Source organism: Streptomyces sp. NPDC055632 (assembly GCF_053618675.1).
Map to the genome: position 1 here is coordinate 144,779 of NZ_JBSHHY010000009.1, position 22,725 is coordinate 167,503.

The following is a 22,725-nucleotide window of genomic DNA, read 5'->3' on the forward strand; positions in this document are numbered from 1 at the left end:
GTTCGTACCGGCGGAGGAGGAGAACTCCCGGTCCGAATACTTAACTTGAACCTACAAACCCATCACCGCTCCGACCCGAGGAGAGAACCGTGACCACGGCTGTGACCACCCCCAGGCCCGGGGGAACCGGAGGGGCTACGGCCGTCGTCGCGAGGGCGCGCCAGGTCGTCAAGGCGTACGGCTCGGGGGAGACCCGGGTCGTCGCCCTCGACTCCGTCGACGTGGACATCGCCCGCGGCCGGTTCACCGCGATCATGGGGCCCTCGGGCTCCGGCAAGTCCACCCTGATGCACTGCCTCGCCGGGCTCGACACGGTGACCAGCGGGCAGATCTTCCTGGACGAGACCGAGATCACCGGGCTGAAGGACAAGAAGCTCACCCAGCTCCGCCGGGACCGGATCGGCTTCATCTTCCAGGCGTTCAACCTGCTGCCGACCCTGAGCGCGATCGAGAACATCACGCTGCCGATGGACATCGCGGGCCGCAAGCCGGACGCCGACTGGCTGCGCCGGGTCGTCGACACCGTCGGCCTCTCCGAGCGCCTCAAGCACCGGCCGAACGAGCTCTCCGGCGGCCAGCAGCAGCGCGTGGCCGTGGCCCGCGCGCTCGCCGCCCGGCCCGAGATCATCTTCGGCGACGAGCCGACCGGAAACCTCGACTCGCGGGCCGGCGCCGAGGTCCTCGGCTTCCTGCGCACCTCGGTGGACGAGCTGGGCCAGACCATCGTCATGGTCACCCACGACCCGGTCGCCGCCTCCTACGCCGACCGCGTCCTCTACCTCGCCGACGGGAAGATCGTCGACGAGATGGAGCGGCCCACCGCCGAGGCCGTCCTCGACCGCATGCGCCTCTTTCCCGGCGGGAACCCCCGGACCCCCGACTTCGACGCGCGCGGGCGGACCTCATGAGCGTCCTCAAGACCTCCCTGCGCAACTTCCTCGCGCACAAGGGCCGGATGGCGCTCTCCGCCGTCGCCGTCCTGCTCTCCGTCGCGTTCGTCTCCGGGACCCTGGTCTTCACGGACACGATGAACACGACGTTCGACAAGCTCTTCGCCACCACCGCCTCCGACGTCACCGTCAGCCCCGAGGGCGCGACCGACGACGAGACCCCGCAGACCGGCCGGCCCGAGACCTTCCCCGCCGCGCTCCTGGAGAAGGTCGCGAAGGCCGAGGGCGCCCGGAACGTGCAGGGCTCGGTCGCCTCCCTGGGCGTCACCGTCGTCGACGCGAAGAACAAGAACGTCGGCCCGACCGGCGGCGCCCCGACGATCGCCGTCAACTGGAGCCCGAACGAACTGCGTTCGGTGGAGATCGCCTCCGGCCACGAGCCGCGCGGCCCCACCGACGTCGTCGTGGACGCCGCCACCGCCGAGAAGCACGGCCTGAAGCTCGGCGACGAGCTGCGGACCATCTCCGTCACCGGCGACTTCACCGCGAGGATCTCCGGCATCGCCGAGTTCAAGGTCACCAACCCCGGCGCCACCCTCGTCTACTTCGAGACCGCCACCGCCCAGCGCGAACTGCTCGGCAAGGAAGGCCTGTTCACCCAGATCACGGCCGACGCCGCGCCCGGCGTGAGCGACGAGGCCCTCAAGGCGAACATCGCCGCCGCCGTCGGCGACGGCTACAAGCTCCAGACGGCCGCCGAGGCCGCCGACGCGGGCCGCGAGGAGCTCGCCGGATTCCTCGACGTCATGAAGTACGCCATGCTCGGCTTCGCCGGGATCGCCTTCCTCGTCGGCATCTTCCTCATCGTCAACACCTTCTCCATGCTGGTCGCCCAGCGCACCCGCGAGATCGGCCTCATGCGGGCCATCGGATCGAGCCGCAGGCAGGTCAACCGCTCCGTCCTGATCGAGGCGCTGCTCCTCGGCCTGGTCGGCTCGGCCGCCGGCGTCGCGGCGGGCGTCGGCCTCGCCGTCGGCCTGATGAAGCTGATGTCCGCCGTGGGCATGGAGCTCTCCACCGGCGACCTCACCGTGAAGTGGACGACCCCGGTCGTCGGCGTCGTCCTCGGCGTCGTCGTCACCGTCCTCGCCGCCTACGTCCCGGCCCGCCGCGCCGGGAAGATCTCCCCGATGGCCGCCCTGCGCGACGCGGGCACCCCCGCCGACGGCAGGGCAGGCCGGGTCCGGGGCGGGATCGGCCTCACCCTCACCGCCGCCGGAGCCGCCGCCCTGGTGGCCGCCGCCCGCGCCGAGGAGGCCGCCCCCGGCTCCGCCTGGCTCGGCCTCGGCGTCGTCCTCTCCCTGCTCGGCTTCGTCGTCGTCGGCCCGCTGCTGGCCGGCGGGGTCGTCCGCGTCCTCGGCGTCGTCGTCCTGCGGGTCTTCGGGCCCGTCGGCCGGATGGCCGAGCGCAACGCCCTGCGCAACCCCCGCCGCACCGGCGCCACCGGCGCCGCCCTCATGATCGGCCTGGCGCTCGTCGCCTGCCTGTCGGTGGTCGGCTCCTCCATGGTGGCCTCCGCCACCGAGGAGCTGGACCGCTCCGTCGGCGCCGACTTCATCGTGCGGTCCGGCACCGGGCAGCCGATCGTGCCGCAGGCGCAGGCCGCCCTGGAGAAGGCCCCCGGCATCGACCACGTCACCGAGTACAAGTGGCTCGACGTCACCGTCACCGACCCGCGCGGCAAGAAGGCCGAACAGGGCCTGGCCGCCGCCGACCCGACGTACGCCCAGGACCTGCGCCGGGAGACCACCGCCGGCCGGCTCGCGGACGCCTACGGGCCGGACGCCATGTCCGTCGGCAGCGACTACGCCACCGCGCACGGCGTGAAGGTCGGCGACGTGCTGACCGTCGCCCTCAAGGGCGGGAAGCCGGCGCGGCTGAAGGTCGCGGCGATCACCTCGGACGAGGCGAACGTCGACAAGGGAGTGATGTACACCAACGTCACCACCGCCGCCCGGTACCTGCCGGCCGACCGGGTGCCGCACAGCCTGCTGCTCTTCGCCGGCGCGAAGGAAGGCCAGGAGACGCAGGCCTACCAGGCCCTCAAGGACGCGCTCGCGCCCTACCCGCAGTACAAGGTCAGCAACCAGGCCGACTACAAGGAGGAGCTCCAGGACCAGGTCGGACAGCTCCTCAACATCGTGTACGGGCTCCTCGCCCTGGCGATCGTCGTCGCGGTCCTCGGCGTCGTGAACACCCTGGCCCTGTCGGTCGTCGAGCGGACCCGCGAGATCGGCCTCATGCGGGCCATCGGCCTCTCCCGCCGCCAGCTGCGCCGCATGATCCGCCTGGAGTCGGTGGTCATCGCCCTCTTCGGCGCGCTCCTCGGCCTCGGCCTGGGCATGGGCTGGGGCACCGCCGCCCAGAAGCTCCTGGCCCTGGAGGGCCTCGGCACCCTGGACATCCCCTGGCCGACGATCCTCACCGTCTTCGTCGCCTCGGCCTTCGTGGGCCTCTTCGCGGCCCTGGTCCCGGCGTTCCGGGCGGGGCGGATGAACGTCCTGAACGCGATCGCGAGCGAGTAGCGGCCGTACGGCGGGACACGGGCGGCCCCGGTGCGCGCACGCCGGGGCCGTCCGTGTTCCGTGCGCGGGTGTCGGTGGTGCGTCGTAGGCTGGGGACGCCCGGGCCGAACGCGTCCGGGACCACCCGGCCCGTGCGACGTGTCGGGCGGTTCGCGTTGTCCGCACCTCCAGTTCCGGGATGGAAAGCCCCATGAGCCTGCACGGTCTGCTCGACGCCGTCGTCAAGGACGCCGCCCTCACCGAGGCGGTGAAGGCCGCCGCCGACGGGAACCGGCCCCACGTGGACCTGGTCGGGCCGGCCGCCGCGCGCCCCTTCGCCGTGGCCGCGCTCGCCCGGGACTCGGGGCGGCCGGTGCTCGCGGTGACCGCGACCGGCCGGGAGGCCGAGGACCTGGCCGCCGCGCTGCGCTCGCTCCTCGACCCCGACACCGTCGCCGAGTACCCCTCCTGGGAGACCCTGCCGCACGAGCGCCTCTCGCCCCGCTCCGACACCGTCGGCCGCCGCCTCGCCGTGCTGCGCCGCCTCGCGCACCCCAGGGACGACGACCCGGCGGCCGGGCCGGTCAGCGTGGTCGTCGCACCCGTCCGCTCGGTGCTCCAGCCGCAGGTCAAGGGCCTGGGCGACCTGGAGCCCGTGGCGCTGCGGTCCGGGCAGACCGCCGATCTGAACGAGGTCGTGGAGGGCCTGGCGGCCGCCGCGTACTCCCGGGTGGAGCTGGTCGAGAAGCGCGGCGAGTTCGCCGTGCGCGGCGGCATCCTGGACGTCTTCCCGCCCACCGAGGAGCACCCGCTCCGGATCGAGTTCTGGGGCGACGACGTCGAGGAGATCCGCTACTTCAAGGTGGCCGACCAGCGGTCCCTGGAGGTCGCCGAGCACGGCCTGTGGGCACCGCCCTGCCGCGAGCTGCTGCTCACCGACTCCGTGCGGGAGCGGGCGGCGGCCCTCGCCGAGGAGCACCCGGAGCTGGGCGAGCTCCTGAACAAGATCGCGGAGGGGATCGCGGTCGAGGGCATGGAGTCCCTCGCGCCGGTCCTCGTCGACGACATGGAGCTGCTGCTCGACGTGCTGCCCGAGGGCTCCATGGCCGTGGTCTGCGACCCCGAGCGGGTACGGACCCGGGCGGCGGACCTGGTCGCGACCAGCCAGGAGTTCCTCCAGGCGTCCTGGGCGGCGACCGCCGGCGGCGGCGAGGCCCCGATCGACGTCGGCGCGGCCTCCCTGTGGGGCATCGCGGACGTCCGCGACCGGGCCCGCGAGCTGGGGATGCCCTGGTGGTCGGTGTCGCCGTTCGCGGCGGACGCGGCCGACGCCGACGGCGACACCCTCGCCCTCGGCATGCGCGCCCCCGAGTCGTACCGGGGCGACACCGCCCGCGCGCTCGCCGACACCAAGGGCTGGCTGGCCGACGGCTGGCGCACGGTCTACGTGACGGAGGCCCACGGCCCCGCGTCCCGCACGGTCGAGGTCCTCGGCGGCGAGGGCATCGCCGCCCGCCTCGACTCCGACCTGACCGACATCGCGCCCTCGGTCGTCCACGTGGCCTGCGGCTCCATCGACCACGGCTTCGTCGACCCGGGCCTGAGGCTGGCCGTCCTCACCGAGACCGACCTGTCCGGGCAGAAGGCGGCCGGCAAGGACGGGCAGCGGATGCCCGCCAAGCGGCGCAAGACGATCGACCCGCTGACCCTGGAGGTCGGCGACTACATCGTGCACGAGCAGCACGGCGTCGGCCGGTACGTCGAGATGGTCCAGCGGACCGTGCAGGGCGCCACCCGCGAGTACCTGCTCGTGGAGTACGCGCCCGCGAAGCGCGGCCAGCCCGGCGACCGGCTCTACATCCCGACCGACCAGCTGGAGCAGGTCACCAAGTACGTGGGCGGCGAGGCGCCGACCCTGCACCGGCTCGGCGGCGCGGACTGGACGAAGACGAAGGCGCGCGCCAAGAAGGCCGTCAAGGAGATCGCGGCCGACCTGATCAAGCTGTACTCGGCGCGGATGGCGGCCCCCGGCCACGCCTTCGCCCCCGACACCCCCTGGCAGCGCGAGCTGGAGGACGCCTTCCCGTACGCGGAGACGCCCGACCAGCTGTCCACCATCGCCGAGGTGAAGGAGGACATGGAGAAGACCGTCCCCATGGACCGCCTGATCTGCGGCGACGTCGGCTACGGCAAGACGGAGATCGCGGTCCGGGCGGCCTTCAAGGCGGTCCAGGACGGCAAGCAGGTCGCGGTCCTCGTCCCGACGACGCTGCTCGTGCAGCAGCACTTCGGGACCTTCTCCGAGCGGTACTCGCAGTTCCCGGTGAAGGTGCGGGCGCTGTCCCGCTTCCAGTCGGAGAGCGAGTCGAAGGCGACCCTGGAGGGGCTGCGGGACGGCTCGGTGGACATCGTCATCGGCACCCACCGCCTCTTCTCCTCCGAGACCAAGTTCAAGGACCTCGGCCTGGTCGTCGTGGACGAGGAGCAGCGGTTCGGCGTCGAGCACAAGGAGCAGCTGAAGAAGCTCCGGGCCAACGTCGACGTCCTCACCATGTCCGCCACCCCCATCCCCCGCACCCTGGAGATGGCGGTCACCGGCATCCGCGAGATGTCCACGATCACCACCCCGCCGGAGGAGCGCCACCCGGTCCTCACCTTCGTCGGCCCGTACGAGGAGAAGCAGATCGGCGCCGCGATCCGGCGCGAACTCCTGCGCGAGGGCCAGGTCTTCTACATCCACAACCGGGTCGACTCCATCGACCGGGCGGCGGCGCGGCTGCGCGAGATCGTGCCCGAGGCGCGGATCGCGACCGCCCACGGCCAGATGTCGGAACAGGCCCTGGAACAGGTCGTGGTCGACTTCTGGGAGAAGAAGTTCGACGTGCTCGTCTCCACGACGATCGTGGAGTCCGGCATCGACATCTCCAACGCCAACACCCTCATCGTCGAGCGCGGCGACAACTTCGGGTTGTCGCAGCTCCACCAGCTCCGGGGCCGGGTCGGCCGTGGCCGCGAGCGGGGCTACGCGTACTTCCTGTACCCGCCGGAGAAGCCGCTGACGGAGACCGCGCACGAGCGGCTCGCGACGATCGCCCAGCACACCGAGATGGGCGCGGGCATGTACGTGGCCATGAAGGACCTGGAGATCCGGGGCGCGGGCAACCTGCTCGGCGGCGAGCAGTCCGGCCACATCGCGGGCGTCGGCTTCGACCTGTACGTACGGATGGTCGGCGAGGCGGTCGCGGACTACCGGGCGTCGCTCGACGGCGGGGCGGAGGAGGAGCCGCCCCTGGAGGTCAAGATCGAGCTGCCGGTCGACGCGCACGTGCCGCACGACTACGCGCCGGGGGAGCGGCTGCGCCTCCAGGCCTACCGGGCGATCGCCTCCGCCAACTCGGAGGAGGACATCAGGGCCGTACGGGAGGAGCTGACCGACCGCTACGGCAAGCTGCCCGAGCCGGTGGAGAACCTGCTCCTGGTGGCGGGCCTGCGGATGCTGGCCCGCGCCTGCGGGGTCGGCGAGATCGTCCTCCAGGGTCCGAACATCCGCTTCGCCCCGGTGGAGCTGCGCGAGTCCCAGGAGCTGCGCCTCAAGCGCCTGTACCCGCGCACGGTCATCAAGCCGGCCGTCCACCAGATCCTCGTCCCGCGCCCGACGACGGGCAAGATCGGCGGCAAGCCGGTGGTGGGCCGCGAACTCCTCGCGTGGACGGGCGAGTTCCTGACGACGATCCTGGGGTCGTGAGATGAGGGGGCGGTTCTCCGGGGCCGCCCCTACTCCCGCCGCGTGAAGAGCAGACCCGTGAGCGCGCGGAAGTACTCCCCGGGGTCCCGGCCGCCCAGCGCGTCCGTCACGTTGTGGGTGAGGAGCAGGGTCGCGAAGCCGTGGGCGAGCGACCAGGCCGCGATGCCGGCCTCGCGCGCGTCGGGGACGCCGGGGGTGCCGTCCAGATCGGCCACGCCCGCGCGCAGTTCGGCGGAGGCGCGCTCCTTGGCGGCGAGCAGGTCCGGGTCGTCGGCGCGCAGCAGGTCCGGCTGGAACATGACCTGGAAGTGGGCGGGGTGCTCCACCGCGAACCGTACGTACCGCACGCCCCGTTCGCGCAGGTCGGGGGTGTCCGCGAGGGTCCGGGCCAGGAGGTCGTAGCCCTCGGCCGCGACGGCGGTGAGGAGTCCGGCGCGGTCCTTGAAGTGGTGGGCGGGCGCGGCGTGCGAGACGCCGGCGCGGCGGGCGAGGTCCCGCAGGCTCAGCGCCCCGGGCCCCTCGGCGGCGATGACGTCGAGGGCGGCGGCGAGGACGGCCTGCCGCAGGTCGCCGTGGTGGTAGGTGCTCCGGGTCGTCATGGGGCCAGCCTAGCCCTCATCTAGTCATTGACAAGTTTGTGGGCGGGGCGCAATCTTGTCAGTGACAAGACATGGAGGGTCGACCGTGAGGGAGAACGCCGTGGAATCCGGACGCGCACGCCAGATGTGGCACCTGCTCGAACCGCTGCACGCCCTGCTCTACTACGCCCCCGAGGCCTTCGACGAGGCCGCCGCCCTCGGCTACGACACCACCGAGCGCTGGCCCTCCTACTTCGCCTGGCGCGCCGCGCCGCTCGGCGCCGCCGGACCGGTCCGGGTGGCCTCCGCCTTCTACAGCTTCAGCCCGGCGACGGTCGCCCGGTACGTCCCCGCCGCCTGGACGACCGCCGGCCCCGCCGACGTGCTCGCCGCCCGGCTCCGGGCCGTCGACCGCGCCTACCGGTCCGTCCTCGGCGCGGACGCGGTCACGGGCCCCGGCCTCGCCGAGGCCGCCGCGCTGGCCCGCCGGGCGGCGGAGGCCGCCGGACCCGCCGGCCGGCCGCTCGCCGCCGCCAACGCCGAAGCGCCCTGGCCCGACGCCCCGCACCTCGTCCTCTGGCAGGCCGCGACGGTCCTGCGCGAGCACCGGGGCGACGGACACGTCACCGCCCTCCTGGCCGCCGGACTCGACCCGGTCGAGGCGCTCGTCTCCTTCGCGGCGGTCGGCGCCGCGCCCGAGTCCGTCTTCGCGAGCCGGGGCTGGTCCGCCGCCGAGTGGTCCGCCGCCCGGGACCGGCTCGCCGCCCGGGGGCTCGTGGACGCGGACGGCGCGGCCACCGAAGCCGGACGGGCCCTGCGGGCCGGGGTCGAGCGGCACACGGACGAGCTGGCCGCCGCGCCCTGGGCCGCCCTCGGCCCCGAGGACACCGGCCGCCTCGCCGACCTGCTCGGCGGCCCCTGGCTCGCCGCGATCGGCTCCGGCCTGCTGCCCGCCGAGAACACGCTGGGCATCGGCAAAGTGTGAGCGGCCGGGGCGCGCCGGGTCCGGGCAGGTGTGACGGGCCGACGCGGGGGGAATCCGTTCGCCCCGGGGCCGAAGGGCCTCCTCGCCGTCCGACCTAGGATTTCATGGTGCCGACGTACCGAAGGACCCTCGCCGCCTCGGCCCTCGCCGCCGTGGCCCTCGCCACCGCCGCCTGCTCCCCCGTGCCCGACGGGGGTACGGAGGGACGGCCCGCCGCGTCCGGCTCGGCCCTCGCCGCCGTGGACACCCTCACCGTCAAGGGCCGTGCCCCGAAGACCGGGTACGACCGGGAGGAGTTCGGCCAGGCCTGGGCGGACGTCGACAAGAACGGCTGCGGCACCCGCGACGACATCCTCAAGCGGGACCTCACCGGGGTCCGGTACACGGACGGCCACTGCAAGGTCGCCTCCGGCACCCTCACCGACGACCCGTACACCGGCACCACCGTCACCTACGTCCGGGGCCGCAGCAAGGTCGACATCGACCACGTCGTGGCGCTCTCCGACGCCTGGCAGAAGGGGGCGCAGCAGTGGAACGCGGAGACCCGGCGCCGCTTCGCCAACGACCCGCTCAACCTGCTCGCCGTCGACGCCGCCACCAACCGCCGCAAGTCCGACGGCGACGCGGCGACCTGGCTGCCGCCGAACGGCGCGTACCGCTGCACGTACGTGGCCCGGCAGGTCGCGGTGAAGAAGAAGTACGGGGTGTGGGTGACGGAGGGGGAGCGGGACGCGATGAAGCGGATCCTGAAGGAGTGCCCGCAGCAGAAGCTTCCGTAGCAGAAGCTTCCGTAGCGGGGCGGCCCGGCGGGAAGGCCTGCGGGGGATCTGGGGAAAAACCGGTTGGTCGCCGCCGGAACGATCTTTAGTCTGCGGCCATGGACCTGAACATATCGACCCTCGCAGAACGCCCCGAACTGGAAGGGCCGATGTGGGACATGCGCCACCTCTGGCCCGAGTTCATGATGTACGACCCGGTGGGCTGGGCGAACATGGGCCAGATCGTGCGGCAGCTCCCGGAGTACGTGCTCGTCGCCACCGACGCCGACGGGAAGTTCGTCGCGCGCGGGTTCAGCGTCCCCTTCCGGATGGACCTGGACGGCCGTCGCGCGCTGCCCGACCGGGGCTGGGACGAGGTGCTGCTCTGGGCCTTCTCCGACCTGAAGCAGGGCCGGGAGCCCGACACGGTCAGCGCGATCGAGATCACGGTCGACAAGGCCTACCTGGGACAGGGCGTCTCGCACCGGATGCTGTCCGCCCTGCGGGAGAACACGGCCGCGCGCGGCTTCTCCGAGCTGGTCGCCCCGGTCCGCCCCAACGGCAAGCACCGGGAGGCCGGGGCGTCCATCCACGAGTACGCCTTCCGCACCCGCGAGTCCGACGGCCTGCCGCACGACCCGTGGCTCCGCGTCCACGTGCGCGCGGGCGGCACGATCGAGGCGGTGGCCCCGGCGTCGATGACCGTCCCCGGCTCCGTCGAGCAGTGGCGGAAGTGGACCGGCCTCCCCTTCGACACGGACGGCCCGGTCGAGGTCGAGGGCGCGCTCGTCCCGGTCCACTGCGAGGCCGCGCGCGGCTACGCGGTCTACGTCGAGCCGAACGTGTGGGTCCGGCACCGCGTGTGACGCGTCCGCGTGGCCGCCTGTACGTCCGTGTCACCGCGCACCCGCGCCGCCACGCGCACGCGTGAGGAGGGCCGCTCCCCTGCGACGGCCCTCCTCACGCTTTCCCCCTCCTGAAGCCCGGCCCCCCGGGCCCGGGATCCCCCCGATCCCCGGCCCCCGGTCCGGGCTTCGCCCCCCTCGGGCTCAGTCCAGGTCCGCGATGTCCTTCGGTGCCGGGGCCTTCGCCGTGACCGGCTTCCCGTACTGGCTGAAGGTGATCGTCCCCGGCTCGTCGCCGCCCCTCGTCACGATCCTGAGGACGTACGGCGTGCCCTCCGTGGCCACGTACACGGTGCTGGTCGCGTCGCCGTCCGGCTCCGTCAGCGCGAGCGCCCTCTGCCCGCCGACGGTGGTCTCCCCGCCCCGCTCGATCCCGCTCGCCCCCTGTTCGAACCCGCCGAGGAGCTTCTTCGGGTCGCACAGCTCCACGGCGTCCTTCGCCTCGGGGGCGGAGGCCGGCAGCTCGACCCAGCGGCCCCTGAGGGTCTTGAGCATGGCCTCCCGCACCTCCGGCGACTCGCCCTCGGACTCCTCGTTCAGGGCGGCCTCGTCGAAGCGCAGGTACACGTTCTTCCGGTCGGCCCTGATCAGTTCGGTCGTGGCGGCCGTGCCCGTGGTCACCGTGCCGGTGCACTTCCCGGTGCCGTCGAAGGAGACGTAGGACCTCGTCCGCTCGCCCTCGGACGTCAGGTCGACGTCCACGGTCAGGGACTTCGCCGCCGCCGTCGCCGCGAACGCCTTGTCGACGATCTGCGACCCGGTCAGCTCCGCGTAGGGCCCCGCGGGCTTCGCCTTCTCCGGGGACGGGCCGCAGGCGGCGGCGCCGGCCGCGACGGCGGCGCACAGGAGGGCGGTGGCGGCGGTGCGGCGGACACGGGGGCGGGAGGAGGCGGGGGTGGGGGCGCGCATGGGGTTCTTCTCCGGAGGAGGGGTGTACGGGGGAGGGTGTGCGGGAGCGGGGTCCGGGGGCGGGCCGGGGCGGGGCCCCGGAGGGCCCCGGTCCTCGCGGGCGGCCGGTCGCGGCCGGGTCAGCCGAGCTTCAGCTCCCACTGCGAGGCGTTGTAGTCGAAGCCCGGGTTCACCTCGACCGTCAGGTTCTTGGCGTCCTTGGGGGTGTCGAAGGCGACGGTGAGGGTGGCCTTCTTGCCGGGCAGGACGGCGCCCTGGAAGCCCGTGCCGACCTTCTCGTCGAAGATCTGCTCGGCCGCGACGCCGTTCGTCCCGGCGCGGCCGGTCAGCGTGACGAGGGTGGCGTCGAACTTCTTCTTGCCGCCGTTCTCGATGACCACGGTGACCTGGTACGCCTTGTTGCCCTCGGTGTGGCCGGCCGCGGACTCGCCGGGCTTGTACGCCTTAGGGTCCGAGACCGTGACCTTGAGGTCGTCGTCGTAGACCGAGGTGTCGCCGTCCGCCAGGTTCTTGGCCGCCGGGTCCTTGGGCGCGGAGTCCTTGATGGCCTTGTCGATCTCGTCGACCGCGTCGCTGACCGCCGTGAACGTGATGACCGCGCCGACGACCGAGAGGATCAGGGCCGCGAGGCCGAGGAGCGCACCGGTGAGCGCCACTCCCTTGTTGTTCGCCTCGCCGCGCTTCACGCGCCCCTTGCCGACGAGCCCGAGGATCAGGGCGATCAGGCCCAGGATGCCCGCCAGCCAGAAGAAGAACGGCACGAGGCCGGAGAGCGTGCCGATGATGCCGAGGATCAGGGCCGCGGTGCCGAGGCCGTTGCGCATGGCCCGGTGCGGGGCGGCAGGCGGGACCTGGGTGTCGTACGACATGGGTGTGTCCTCCCGGACATTGAAGATGTCTGGCGCGATGGGTCAATCACAACAGAGCTTGTGAACCGAGTCAACACGGTTCACGGAAAACGGATCGGATCACGCTGTGAAGTGCCCGCGCCGCATGTCGTCAGTAGGATGGGCGTCACACGAGAGTTGTCAGCGCCAGCCAGGGGAGATGGGTCAGGTGCCGGAGAACGCAGCGGACGCGCGTGCGGCGGAGACGGGCGCGGCGGAAGCAGGAGCGGCGGAGACGGCTGCGGCGGAAGCGGAGGCACCCGCGGGGGCCGCCCCCGCCGAGGTGACCGCCGAGGTGACCGCCGCCGGGATCGCCCGGCTCGCCGGGGTCGGCCGGGCCGCCGTCAGCAACTGGCGCCGCCGCCACGCCGACTTCCCCAAACCCGTCGGCGGCACGGAGGCCAGCCCGTCCTTCGCCCTCGCCGAGGTCGAGGAGTGGCTCCGCGCCCAGGGCAAACTGGCCGAGGTCCCGCTCAGGGAGCGCGTCTGGCAGCAGGTCGCGGGCCATCCGGCCGGCGCCGTCACCGCCCTCGTCCACGCGGGCTGCGCCCTCCTCCTCGTACGGGACCGGTCGGCGGCCTGGCCCTCGCTCGCCGCGCTCCCGGACGACCGGCTCACGGAAGTGCTGCCGGTCGCCCTGGAGGAGACGCTGACCGAGCGCCTCGGCCCCGGGCGGGCCGTCCTCACCCCCACCTCGGGCGCGCTCGCCGTCTCCCTGCCCCTGCTGCGCGGGGCCGCCGAACTCGCGGCCGGGACCGGCGCGCGCCAGGCCTTCGAGTTCCTGCTCGGACGCCACCTCGACGCCAACCCGCGCCAGTACACGCTGACCCCGCCCGGGCCCGCCGCCCTCATGGCGGCGCTCGCGGCCCCCGCGCCCGCCGGCGAGGGCGCCGCCCCGCTCACCGTCCTCGACCCGGCCTGCGGCACCGGCGGACTGCTCGGCGCGGTCGAGCGCCCCGGCGCCCTCTGCGGCCAGGACGCCGACCCCGACCTCGCCGCGCTCACCGCCCTGCGCCTGGCCCTCGCGGCCGACGCCGACATCCGGGTCAGGTCCGGGGACAGCCTGCGCGCCGACGCCTTCCCGGCGCTCGCGGCGGACGCCGTCCTCTGCCACCCGCCGTTCAACGAGCGCAACTGGGGCCACGAGGAACTGGCCTACGACCCGCGCTGGGAGTACGGCTTCCCGGCCCGCACGGAGTCCGAACTCGCCTGGGTGCAGCACGCCCTGGCCCGCCTCCGCCCCGGCGGCACCGCCGTCCTCCTCATGCCGCCCGCCGCCGCCTCCCGCCGCTCCGGCCGCCGCATCCGCGCCGACCTGCTCCGCCGGGGCGCCCTGCGCGCGGTCGTCGCCCTCCCGGCCGGCGCCGCGCCCCCGTACGGCATCCCGCTCCACCTCTGGGTGCTGCGCAAGCCCGTCCCGGGCGGCCGGCCCCCCGCCGAACTCCTCCTCGTGGACACCGCGTCCGAGCACGCAGGACCGGGCCGGGAGGGCCGCGACCGGCTCGACTGGCCGGCCGTCCACACCGCCGTACTGGACGCCTGGGCGCCCTTCGACCGGGACGGGACCCTCGCCGGGACCCCGGGCGCGAGCCGCTCCGTCCCCGTGATCGAACTCCTCGACGACGACGTCGACCTCGCGCCCGCCCGCCACCTGCCGCCCCCGGCCGCCGCCGAGGGCGCGGCCCAGCTCGCCGGGGTGCGCGAGCGCCTGACGGAGACCCTGCGCCGCACCCGCGAACTGACCCCGCCGCCCGTCGCCGACCCGCCCGCCGCCGGGTCCGGCAGGCCCACCACGACCGTCGGCGAACTGGCCCGCGCCGGAGCCCTGGTGCTGCGCGCGGGCGGCGCGGGCACGGCCCCGGCCGCCGCCCCGGTCGCCGTCCTCACCGACCACGACGTCCTGGCCGCCCAGCCGCCCTCCGGCACGCTGCCCGACGGCCCGCCCGAGGAGCCGGTCCTGCTGGCCGCCGGGGACGTCGTCGTCCCGGTCCTCGGCGGCGGGGCGGCCGTCCGGGTCGTCGACGCCACCGCCGAGGGCGCCGCCCTCGGCCGCAACCTCCAGCTCCTGCGCCCCGACCCGGCGGCCCTCGACCCCTGGTTCCTGGCCGGCTTCCTCCGCGCCACCGCCAACACCCGGCAGGCCAGCAGCTACGCCTCCACCGCGACCCGCCTCGACGTCCGCCGCCTCCAGCTGCCGCGCCTGCCCCTGGTCGAGCAGCGCCGCTTCGGCGAGCGGTTCCGCGCCCTCGCCGCCTTCGAGGAGTCCCTGCGCCTGACCTCCCGCCTCGGCGACCGGTTCGTACAGGGCCTGTACGACGGCCTGGCGGACGGTTCCGTGGCTCCCTGACGGCCCCTCCGCTCCCCGCTCCTCCTCATCTCTTCGACAACGGTTCCGGGTATCCCGGAACCGTTGTCCGCATGGGTGTATACGCTCGTCTCCGCACCCCAGATCCGTCCGAGCAGGAGCAGCAGGATGTACGGCCCCACGCAGGTCCCGCAGGTTCCGCAGCCGCCGAAGAGCACCCTCTCCGCCGGCCGGATCGCCCTGCTCGTCCTCTTCTGCCTCCTCGCGCTGCTGAGCTGCGGCTTCCTGTCCTGGGCGCCGCTGATCCGGCTCGCGTGCGTCACCCGCAAGGTGCGCGACTGGGTGGTGTGCGGCGTGCTGTTCGCGGGGTCGGCCGCCCTGTTCTCGTACGCGGCGGCCACCGGCGACAAGGAGGCCGGCACCGCGGAGTCGTTCGCCGCGGTCGGCGTGATGGTGGCCCTGGTGGCGGGCTCGATCACGTACTACCTGTTCGGGGAGATCCGCCACGCGGAGCGCCTCCGCACCGCGCCCGCGTACGGCCCGGCGGGGTACACGTACGGCAACGGCGCCGCCGCGACCGTCCCGCGCGCGGACGTGCGGCCGAACCCGTACGTCGGCCCCGTCACGCACACCCCCGTCACGCACACCCCCGTCGGCCCGGCGCCCGTCGTGCCCGGTCCCGCCACCCCCGTGCCCCAGCCGCCCGGCCCCCGCATCGACCAGGTCCGCGCCGAGCTCGACGAGCTGAGCCACCTGCTGCGCGGGGAGCCCCGGGAAGGCGAAGGCGGCCGGTGAACGGGCGGGTCGTCGGCGGGCGTTACGAGCTCGCCACCGTCGTCGGCCAGGGCGGCATGGGCCAGGTCTGGACGGCGTACGACGGACGCCTCGACCGCCGGGTCGCGGTGAAGCTGCTGCGGCCGGCCGGCATGAACGGCCAGGCCTCCTCCGCCGACGAGCTGCGCCGCCGCTTCGTGCGCGAGTGCCGGGTCACCGCGCGCGTGACCCACCCCGGCCTGGTGACCGTGCACGACGCGGGCAGCGAGGGCGAGGACCTGTACCTCGTCATGCAGTACGTGGAGGGCGCGGACCTCGCCGACCACCTCGCCGAGCACGCCCCGTACCCGTGGGAGTGGGCGGTGTCCGTGGCGGCGCAGCTCTGCGCGGTGCTCGCCGCCGTGCACGCGGTGCCGATCGTGCACCGCGACCTCAAGCCGCGGAACGTGATGATCCGTCCGGACGGGACGCTGACCGTCCTCGACCTCGGCGTGGCCTCCGTCCTGGACACCGACACCACCCGGCTCACGCACACCGGCTCGCCCATCGGCAGCCCGGCGTACATGGCGCCGGAGCAGGCCATGGGCGGCGCCGTCGGCCCGGCCACCGACCTGTACGCGCTCGGCGTCCTGCTCCACGAACTCCTCAGCGGGAACGTGCCGTTCTCCGGCTCGACCGCGCTCGGCGTGCTGCACCGCCACCTGTACGAGACGCCCGTCCCGCTCCGGCAGCTGCGCCCCGAGGTGCCCGAGCCGCTGGAGGCGCTGGTGCTCCGGCTGCTCGCCAAGGACCCGCGGGACCGGCCGGACGGCGCGCACGAGGTGTACGAGCACCTGCTGCCGCTGCTGCCCGCGCGCGGCGCCCCGGCGGGCCCGATGGACCCGACCCGGCCGTTCCTGCGCCCGCACGCGCCCTGGCCGGACCGGGCGCGGACGCCGCCGGGCCCGGTGCGCCCGGTCCCGACCCCCCAGGTCCCGATCCCGCCCGTGCCCAGCCACGCCCCGACCCCGGTCCCGGCCCCGCAGGCCGACCCCCGGGTGTACGCGCAGCCCGGTCCGTTCGCGCGGCCGGACGTCGCCGCCGCCGTGGACGAGGTCAAGCGGCTGCTCGCGGAGGGCTCGCTGACCCAGGCCGTGGACGTCCTCGGCGGGATCCTGCCCGCGGCCGAGGCCGAGCACGGGGAGCGGTCGCCGGTCGTCCGCATCCTGCGCAAGCAGTACGCGTCGACGCTGATGGACGACGGCCAGTACCGGCGCGCGCTGCCGGAGCTGCGCCGCCTCGCGGCGGACCGCCAGGCGGAGGCGGGCCCGGCGGACCCGGGGACCCTCCAGTTCCGCTACGACACGGCGCTGTGCCTGGAGCAGCTGGGGGAGACGGCGGACGCGCTCGCGGAGTTCCGGGCGGTCCTGCCGTACTACGAGCGGGAGCCCGCCCGCGCCTTCGACATCCGGCAGCGGATCGGACTGCTGCTCCTGGCGGCGGGCGAGCACGCGGCCGGCCGGGACCAGCTCCAGCGGCTGCTGTTCGACGCGGAGCGCGCGTACGGCCCGTACCACCCGCTTCCGGCGGAGCTGCGCAGGGCGTTGGACCACCAGCGGATGATGGGCCCGCGCCCCTGACGGGGACCGTCGGCAACGGAACGGCGTCCTTGACGGGACGACAGGATCACGACTCGGCAAATGATCGGCAAGTGGATCTTCGTGATCCTTTTTGCCGTTTTTGGTACATGTAACGTTCGCGTCTGATCATGTCCATACCCGCAAGGAATCCCTCATGACGACGCCGCCCGCGCCCTTCTCCCCCGAGCAGCAGCCTGCCCCCGAGCAGCAGCCCGCCCCCGCGAAGAAGGGTTCCGCGATCCTCAAGAAGATCGGCGGTGTCGTCGTCGCTATCGTCGTCGCGATAGCCGTGAAGCTGGGCCTCCCGCACCTCACCGGCGACGCCCCGGTGCACGCCGAGGCCGGCGAGTGCGTCACGGTCACCGGTCCGGACGACGACCCGAAGGTCGACACCGTCGACTGCTCCTCCGGCAAGGCCGACCTCTTCAAGGTCGTCAAGGTCATCGACGGCACCTTCGACGTGAACAAGTGCGGCGAGGAGCTGTCGGCGCTCGCCCAGCAGCTCGACTCGGACAAGTTCGTCCTCTGCCTGGAAGAGGTCGCCGCGAAGTAGGCGCGCGTACTTCCCGAAAAGGGCCGGAACCCCTGGCGGGTTCCGGCCCGTCGTCCGTTCCGGTCCGGGCCCACGGGTAGCGTGCACCCGGTGGACAGCGAAGCGACCGCGAAGAGCGGACCGACGAAGCCCGAGGTCGTCCTCCCGGAGGGCGACGCCCCTGCCGAGCTGACGACCCGGGACCTCGTCGTCGGGGACGGGGACGAGGCGAAGCCGGGCAGGGTGGTGCGGATCCACTACGTCGGCGTCACCTTCGCCTCCGGGAAGGAGTTCGACTCCTCCTGGGGCCGCGACGAGCCGTTCAAGTTCGCCGTGGGCGGCGGCCGGGCCATCAAGGGCATGGACCGGGGCATCAGGGGGATGAGGGTCGGCGGCCGGCGCGAGATCGTCGTCCCCCCGCGCCTCGGGTACGGCAGGCAGTCGCCCTCGTCCCTGATCCCTGCCCACTCGACCCTCGTCTTCGTGGTGGACCTGCTCTCCGTCTCTGCCTGAGCCGGGCCGGTGGCGGCGGCGGTGGCCTGTGACGTGGTGGACCGCGATGCGGCGGGAGCGCGCGGCCGGTGCGCGCGCCGCTCCACGGCTCCGTACCGGATCGGGGCGCGCCAGGACCCGGCCCCGCGCGGCATCCTGATAAGTACCGGGGGAAAGTACCAACCCCACCCCACCTGCTCTAAGGGATCACACCTGGGGGCGTCGAGCGGCGCGTCACCCGTACGAGCTAACTTGCCCAACTTCGTTGGATATCGGGGAGGTTGTCTGGCATATGCTCGCGGCTACCGAACTGAAAATAGGTCGGCCCCCACCCGGAACTCTCACACTCCCGGCAGGGGCCTGGCCACGAGGAAGAAACCGCGAGTCCCTTCCCCATGGATACCCAGCACCTTAACGCGGGCTGCCCCCGCGCGGGCGTGATCCACGCCAACACCCCCCAGACGAGGAACTACGTCGTCGTCGGCAACCACCTCTCGCAGCACCGGCACCTCTCGCTGACCGCGATCGGACTCGCCGTCCACATCCAGTCGCTGCCCACCGGTTCCCCGATCGGCATCAAGGACCTCGCCGCCGACTTCCCGGAGGGCGAGATCCGCATCGCGGCGGCCCTCCGAGAGCTGGAGGCCCACGGCTACCTCGCCCGTACGCGCGTCCGTCGGCCCGACGGCCGGATCGCGACCCGTACGGTCTCGTACAACCAGCCGCCGGGGAAGCCGTCCCAGGGCCCGGACCCCGACCCGGACAAGGAGCCGGTGCCCGCACCGGAGCCCGATCCGGTACGCCGGGAGGCCCCGGCCCTCCCCGAGGGCCCCGCCGCCGAACTGCTCCTCGACCTGCGCCGCCACGACCCGCGCCTGTTGCTGTCGGTACGGGACGTACGACACCTGGTGCCGGGCGTCGAGGCGTGGTTCGCACGGGGCGCCGCCCCGGACGCCGTCCGCCGCACCCTGCTGGCCGCGCTGCCGGACGACCTCGCGCATCCGGCGGGCCTGCTGTCCTACCGGTTGACCCGCCTGCTCCCACCGCCGCTGCCCACGGGGCCGGCCGTCCACAGGCCGGACCCGATCCAGCTCTGTGACACGTGCGAGGAGGTCGCCTTCCGGGCCCCGGAACCGGGCCCGTGCCCGCACTGCCGCGCGGCGGCCGGGAGAACGGCGGCCTGAGCCTCAGCCGCCGAGCTTCACCTCGTCCACGAAGACCGCCCAGGCCCCGGCCGCGAAGACGAGCGCGGGCCCGGCCGGGGCCTTGCTGTCACGGACGGGGATGTGGGGGAGGTTGTCGGCGACCTCCAGGCAGTTGCCGCCGTCGGTGTTGCTGTAGGAGCTCTTGCGCCACGTGACGTTGTTCAGATCGATGGCTCGCATGATGCTTCCTCCAGCGTCCGCATGATGAACTTCCGTGATTCAGCGGGGGAAAGGGCCAGATCACGGACCCGATCGTAGCGGAGCTGGAGTCTCTCGACGGATGACGCTTCGTCCACGAGATGGCCCGAAAAGTCTGTCTCGACCCAGGCCACTGTGCGGCCGTCCGACAAGCGCAGGAACATCACGTCCGTGTTCACCAGAGCGTGTGGGCCGACCGCGTGCGGTACGACCTGGACGATGATGTTCCGCTGCTCGCTCATCGTCATGAGGTACTCCAGCTGCTCCAGCCAATCGTCCCTGTTCGGCAGGGGTGCTCGGAGCACGGTCTCCGACAGGATCGCGCGGAAGGCGGGAGCTCCCTCGTCCGACAGCAGCCCTCGCCGCCCTATGCGCGCCTCTACTTGAGTGATCAGCTCGTCGCCGTCCATGCCGCCTGCCGACAGCAGGGCTTGAGCGCATGCCGGGGTCTGGAGAAGGCCTGGAACGGCACCCACCGCGTAATACCAGAGGCTCGTCGCCTCCGCTTCCAGCGTCATGTACTGGCGATACCGCTCCTTGAACTGGTTCGGATCGTTCAGCGCCAGTTCCCACAGCGTCAGCAGCAACCCCGGTGTCCCGTAGTACTGGTCCAGCGCCTGGACGACCTCCGGGCCGCCCAGCGTCTCCCCGTTCTCCATCTTCGAGAACAGGGACCAGTCCCAGCCGACGGCCTCGCCCAACTTTCTCAGGGGAAGCTCCCGTTCGGCCCGAAGCGACCGCAGCTCCTCCGCGAACCGCTTCCTCGGCTCCTGGCTCCGGCCCGTGACCGCCCGTCTCGCCGGCATGGCGCGCCCTCCCCTTGTGGAAGATGTGGAACTACCCGCGCCACCTGCAGAAGTACCGCCCGACCGCGCTCTTCGTCCCTGGAACCGGGCCATCCTTGTCTCGTACCCGGAACACGCACGGTAGTCCACCCATGGCGCTCCGCGCAGGCGGTGGAGGAGAAGGAGAGAGGGCGCATGGAGTCGCACGGACCGGAGCGCGGGGCGCTCGTGTACGACCAGGTGGCGCGCGTGGTGGGGGAGTTCCGGGGGGAGGCCGGGCCGTACGTGATGCTGCGGCCCGTGGGCGGTGGCCGGGAGTGGCAGGCGGACCCCGCCGACCTGCGCCCGGCCACCCCCGCCGAGCGGCTGAGCGCGGGCGTGCGGGCGGCCAACGACCGGGCCCGCGCGGAGGCGGAGGCGACGGGCCCGGTGCCGGACCTGAGCCGGCCGCCCCGGCCCGTACCGCACTGCGTGGCCTGCGCGCTGCTCGTACGGGAACGGCGGGAGGCCCGGGAGCGGTTCGACCGCAGCGCGGAGACGGACGCGAACGTCCTGATGCGCCGCCACTTGAGCCGGGACCACCCCTGAGCGTTCACTCCCGTGCCGGGATCCCCGTGCGCGTCACGAGGGCTGGATGAGCACGGACTTTCCGTAGATGCTCGCCACGCGCGAGCCCGGGTCCCCCGAGGCGAAGCCCATGCCGATGCTGAACACGCCGGGCTCGGAGAGGTCCGGAACGTAGACCCCGAGGCCTTCGGGCTCGCGATAGTCCAGCGTGTACGCGGCCGTGGTGTGGAGGGGGTTGACGTTCTTGTTGAAGGGGGACGGCGGGGCAGGGGCGAAGGTGCCCGTGGTGAGGTCCACCGAGGTGAGGAACGTGTTCCCGATGTCGGGCTTGGAGATCACCACGTCCTGGCCGTCGATGTTCTCGACGAAACCGTAGCTGTTGCCGTGGTACAGGTAGAGGTACCGGCCGACGACGACGTAGCCCTGGAGATAGGGGTGGCCGTACGTGGTGAGGGGCCATCCGGGGACCGAGGTGATCTTCGGCTCGCTGATGCTCGCGAGCGGCTGGGTCCAGATGCCGAGGCGTGCCAGGTCGAGGTCGTGCACCTGGAACTTCATCACGCCGTCCGTATCGCGGTAGCGGACGGCGAGCCGGCCGTAGACCGGGTCGACGCTGGCGGTGTTGATCGTGGAGCCGGGGACCGGCGTGTACTTGGCGAGCGTGGGCGAGGTGGTGTCGAGCACCTGGCCGTTGACGAAGGGGAAACGGGCCAGGCGGGTGCCGCGGCTGGACGGCTTGCCCGAGACGTCGACCACCTCGACGCCGTCGGCTTCGACCCACAGATAGGCCTTGCCGCCGACCGGCTCGACGCCGATGCTCATGCCGTGCCCGAAGCCGCGCAGGTACATGTAGCCGAGGGTGTTCCCGGACATGTCCCACTTGGTGAGGGTCAGGTCGCCGCGCCGATTGCGGTCGGCGCTGCTCACCGGTCCGCTCTCACCCGTGAGCTTCAGGCCTCCCTGCGTCACCTGCGCCAGGTAGATGTGGCCGTTGGCGTTGTCGTAGCCGATCGACTGGAGGATGGTGGAGTCGCGGGTGGGCTTCTCGCGTATCCAGTTCTCCGAGGGGCTGTTCAGGTCGAGCCGGGGGGAAGGCACCAGCAGCGCGGAGCCCGCTGCGGGATAGGTGGCGGCCGAGGCCGTTCCGGTGCCGAGGGACGCGGTCGCGGCGGTGAGCGCGCCGGTGCCGCCCCAGGCGAGCAGGGAACGGCGGCTGGGTCGGGGGAGCTTGTCGTGGGTCACGACGCCCATCCAAGCGAAGGGCGCGGCCGTGCTCAATCCGGTTCTCCCGGAACGCTCCTGGACCGGGACCGGATCCCACCGCAACCTTTCGCGTTCCCCGGGGGTCATGGGTGGGAAGCGTCCGTGGGGCGCCACGAGGATCGGCGGGGAGCGACCGCGCATGACCGAAGAGACCGCAGTCCGGAGCCGGAAGGCCCGGTTCTCACCGAGGGCGATGACGCTGGCGGCCGGGTGTTCGGTCCTGGCCGGAGCGGTGGGCTGGTGGGCCGATCAGGACGGCGGACTGCTCTGGGCGGCGCGACTGTTCCACCACCCGTTTGCCTTCGGCGTATTGACGGGGGTGCTGCTGACGGCGGCGCTGATCGTCGCGGTGCGCAACCTGGCCGTTCGCATCATGGCGGGGGTGGCCTTCGGGCTCGCCCTCGTCATGACCCTTCCCTTCTTCCTCCTCGTGTTCCTCGACAGGCCCCGGGAGGCGTCGGACACGGCGGCTCCCGGCCGCGACGACCGCAGCCTCGTCATTGTGGAGGGGTCCGCCATGATCGATCCGCTGTGGTGGGTCTACGTGGACGAGGGATGGGGGCCGATGACGCGGCGCTGGCAGGTGAGCTACATCAACGGCGACGCCGAGAACGCCCTCATCGACGCGTCCTGGGACGGTCCCGACCGCGTCCGACTGGTCACGAGCGGCGCCGAGGAGGGCAGCGAGGAGGTCCACCTCATCGACCTCGACCGGGAGACGGGCCGCCCGTCCCGCGCGGTGCGGATGGGCTGAGGCGCCACCG

The 22,725-nt window shown here is 73.1% G+C and carries 20 protein-coding genes; 14 read left to right on the forward strand and 6 right to left on the reverse strand.

Annotated features, from left to right (window positions below):
- The first annotated feature begins 89 nt into the window (after window positions 1–89).
- The 3 genes from ACWGSR_RS15145 to mfd all read left to right on the forward strand — a co-directional run bounded on the left by ACWGSR_RS15145 (window position 90) and on the right by mfd (window position 7,199).
- On the forward strand, window positions 90–908 hold the full coding sequence (locus tag ACWGSR_RS15145; protein ID WP_453566692.1) for an ABC transporter ATP-binding protein: 819 nt from the start codon (window positions 90–92) through the stop codon (window positions 906–908).
- Complete coding sequence (locus ACWGSR_RS15150) at window positions 905–3,475, forward strand: ABC transporter permease (protein ID WP_453566694.1); 2,571 nt, start codon at window positions 905–907, stop codon at window positions 3,473–3,475. The genes ACWGSR_RS15145 and ACWGSR_RS15150 overlap by 4 nt, the downstream gene beginning before the upstream one ends.
- 190 nt (window positions 3,476–3,665) lie before the next feature.
- Window positions 3,666–7,199 carry a transcription-repair coupling factor gene (mfd, locus tag ACWGSR_RS15155; RefSeq protein ID WP_453566696.1) on the forward strand — a complete coding sequence of 1,178 codons (3,534 nt, stop codon included), beginning with the start codon at window positions 3,666–3,668 and terminating at the stop codon, window positions 7,197–7,199.
- Between the two features lie 29 nt (window positions 7,200–7,228).
- On the opposite strand, the gene ACWGSR_RS15160 is transcribed toward mfd, so the two are convergent.
- Window positions 7,229–7,798, reverse strand: a complete 570-nt coding sequence (locus ACWGSR_RS15160) for a TetR/AcrR family transcriptional regulator (protein ID WP_453566698.1) — start codon at window positions 7,796–7,798, stop codon at window positions 7,229–7,231.
- 124 nt (window positions 7,799–7,922) lie between these two features.
- Here ACWGSR_RS15160 and ACWGSR_RS15165 point away from each other — a divergent pair, with 124 nt between their 5' ends.
- The 3 genes from ACWGSR_RS15165 to ACWGSR_RS15175 all read left to right on the forward strand — a co-directional run bounded on the left by ACWGSR_RS15165 (window position 7,923) and on the right by ACWGSR_RS15175 (window position 10,386).
- On the forward strand, window positions 7,923–8,762 hold the full coding sequence (locus ACWGSR_RS15165; protein ID WP_453566788.1) for an SCO6745 family protein: 840 nt from the start codon (window positions 7,923–7,925) through the stop codon (window positions 8,760–8,762).
- Window positions 8,763–8,866: 104 nt separating this feature from the next.
- Window positions 8,867–9,541 (forward strand): HNH endonuclease family protein, encoded by a 675-nt coding sequence (locus tag ACWGSR_RS15170; RefSeq protein WP_453566700.1) that lies wholly within the window; start codon window positions 8,867–8,869, stop codon window positions 9,539–9,541.
- A gap of 98 nt (window positions 9,542–9,639) precedes the next feature.
- Window positions 9,640–10,386 carry an N-acetyltransferase gene (locus tag ACWGSR_RS15175; protein WP_453566702.1) on the forward strand — a complete coding sequence of 249 codons (747 nt, stop codon included), beginning with the start codon at window positions 9,640–9,642 and terminating at the stop codon, window positions 10,384–10,386.
- 183 nt (window positions 10,387–10,569) lie between these two features.
- Here the strand turns inward: ACWGSR_RS15175 and ACWGSR_RS15180 are convergent, their stop codons facing one another.
- Window positions 10,570–11,334, reverse strand: coding sequence for a hypothetical protein (locus ACWGSR_RS15180; RefSeq protein ID WP_376234107.1), 765 nt, complete (start codon window positions 11,332–11,334; stop codon window positions 10,570–10,572).
- Window positions 11,335–11,453: 119 nt separating this feature from the next.
- Window positions 11,454–12,203 (reverse strand): DUF4352 domain-containing protein, encoded by a 750-nt coding sequence (locus tag ACWGSR_RS15185; RefSeq protein WP_376234109.1) that lies wholly within the window; start codon window positions 12,201–12,203, stop codon window positions 11,454–11,456.
- A gap of 313 nt (window positions 12,204–12,516) precedes the next feature.
- On the opposite strand from ACWGSR_RS15185, the gene ACWGSR_RS15190 reads away from it, so the two are divergent.
- The 6 genes from ACWGSR_RS15190 (at window position 12,517) to ACWGSR_RS15215 (ending at window position 19,127) form a co-directional block, all read left to right on the forward strand.
- The gene (locus ACWGSR_RS15190) at window positions 12,517–14,568 is read left to right on the forward strand and encodes an N-6 DNA methylase (protein WP_453566790.1); all 2,052 of its coding nucleotides are present in this window, start codon (window positions 12,517–12,519) and stop codon (window positions 14,566–14,568) included.
- A 126-nt stretch (window positions 14,569–14,694) separates the two neighbouring features.
- Complete coding sequence (locus tag ACWGSR_RS15195; RefSeq protein WP_376234112.1) at window positions 14,695–15,321, forward strand: hypothetical protein; 627 nt, start codon at window positions 14,695–14,697, stop codon at window positions 15,319–15,321.
- Complete coding sequence (locus ACWGSR_RS15200) at window positions 15,318–16,919, forward strand: protein kinase domain-containing protein (protein ID WP_453566705.1); 1,602 nt, start codon at window positions 15,318–15,320, stop codon at window positions 16,917–16,919. The genes ACWGSR_RS15195 and ACWGSR_RS15200 overlap by 4 nt, the downstream gene beginning before the upstream one ends.
- A gap of 154 nt (window positions 16,920–17,073) precedes the next feature.
- Window positions 17,074–17,472 (forward strand): LppU/SCO3897 family protein, encoded by a 399-nt coding sequence (locus ACWGSR_RS15205; protein WP_376234117.1) that lies wholly within the window; start codon window positions 17,074–17,076, stop codon window positions 17,470–17,472.
- 90 nt (window positions 17,473–17,562) lie between these two features.
- On the forward strand, window positions 17,563–17,964 hold the full coding sequence (locus ACWGSR_RS15210) for an FKBP-type peptidyl-prolyl cis-trans isomerase (protein WP_453566707.1): 402 nt from the start codon (window positions 17,563–17,565) through the stop codon (window positions 17,962–17,964).
- 374 nt (window positions 17,965–18,338) lie between these two features.
- Entirely contained in the window at window positions 18,339–19,127 is a 789-nt protein-coding gene (locus ACWGSR_RS15215) for a helix-turn-helix domain-containing protein (RefSeq protein WP_453566709.1), read from the forward strand.
- Window positions 19,128–19,130: 3 nt separating this feature from the next.
- Here the strand turns inward: ACWGSR_RS15215 and ACWGSR_RS15220 are convergent, their stop codons facing one another.
- Window positions 19,131–19,328 carry a DUF397 domain-containing protein gene (locus ACWGSR_RS15220; RefSeq protein ID WP_453566711.1) on the reverse strand — a complete coding sequence of 66 codons (198 nt, stop codon included), beginning with the start codon at window positions 19,326–19,328 and terminating at the stop codon, window positions 19,131–19,133.
- Complete coding sequence (locus tag ACWGSR_RS15225) at window positions 19,310–20,152, reverse strand: helix-turn-helix domain-containing protein (protein WP_453566713.1); 843 nt, start codon at window positions 20,150–20,152, stop codon at window positions 19,310–19,312. Before ACWGSR_RS15225 ends, ACWGSR_RS15220 begins: the two co-directional genes overlap by 19 nt.
- Window positions 20,153–20,326: 174 nt before the next feature.
- On the opposite strand from ACWGSR_RS15225, the gene ACWGSR_RS15230 reads away from it, so the two are divergent.
- On the forward strand, window positions 20,327–20,719 hold the full coding sequence (locus tag ACWGSR_RS15230; RefSeq protein WP_453566715.1) for a hypothetical protein: 393 nt from the start codon (window positions 20,327–20,329) through the stop codon (window positions 20,717–20,719).
- A 33-nt stretch (window positions 20,720–20,752) separates the two neighbouring features.
- Here the strand turns inward: ACWGSR_RS15230 and ACWGSR_RS15235 are convergent, their stop codons facing one another.
- On the reverse strand, window positions 20,753–21,949 hold the full coding sequence (locus ACWGSR_RS15235; protein WP_453566717.1) for a phage baseplate protein: 1,197 nt from the start codon (window positions 21,947–21,949) through the stop codon (window positions 20,753–20,755).
- Between the two features lie 151 nt (window positions 21,950–22,100).
- Here ACWGSR_RS15235 and ACWGSR_RS15240 point away from each other — a divergent pair, with 151 nt between their 5' ends.
- Window positions 22,101–22,715, forward strand: a complete 615-nt coding sequence (locus ACWGSR_RS15240) for a hypothetical protein (RefSeq protein WP_453566719.1) — start codon at window positions 22,101–22,103, stop codon at window positions 22,713–22,715.
- The last annotated feature ends 10 nt before the right edge of the window (window positions 22,716–22,725 follow it).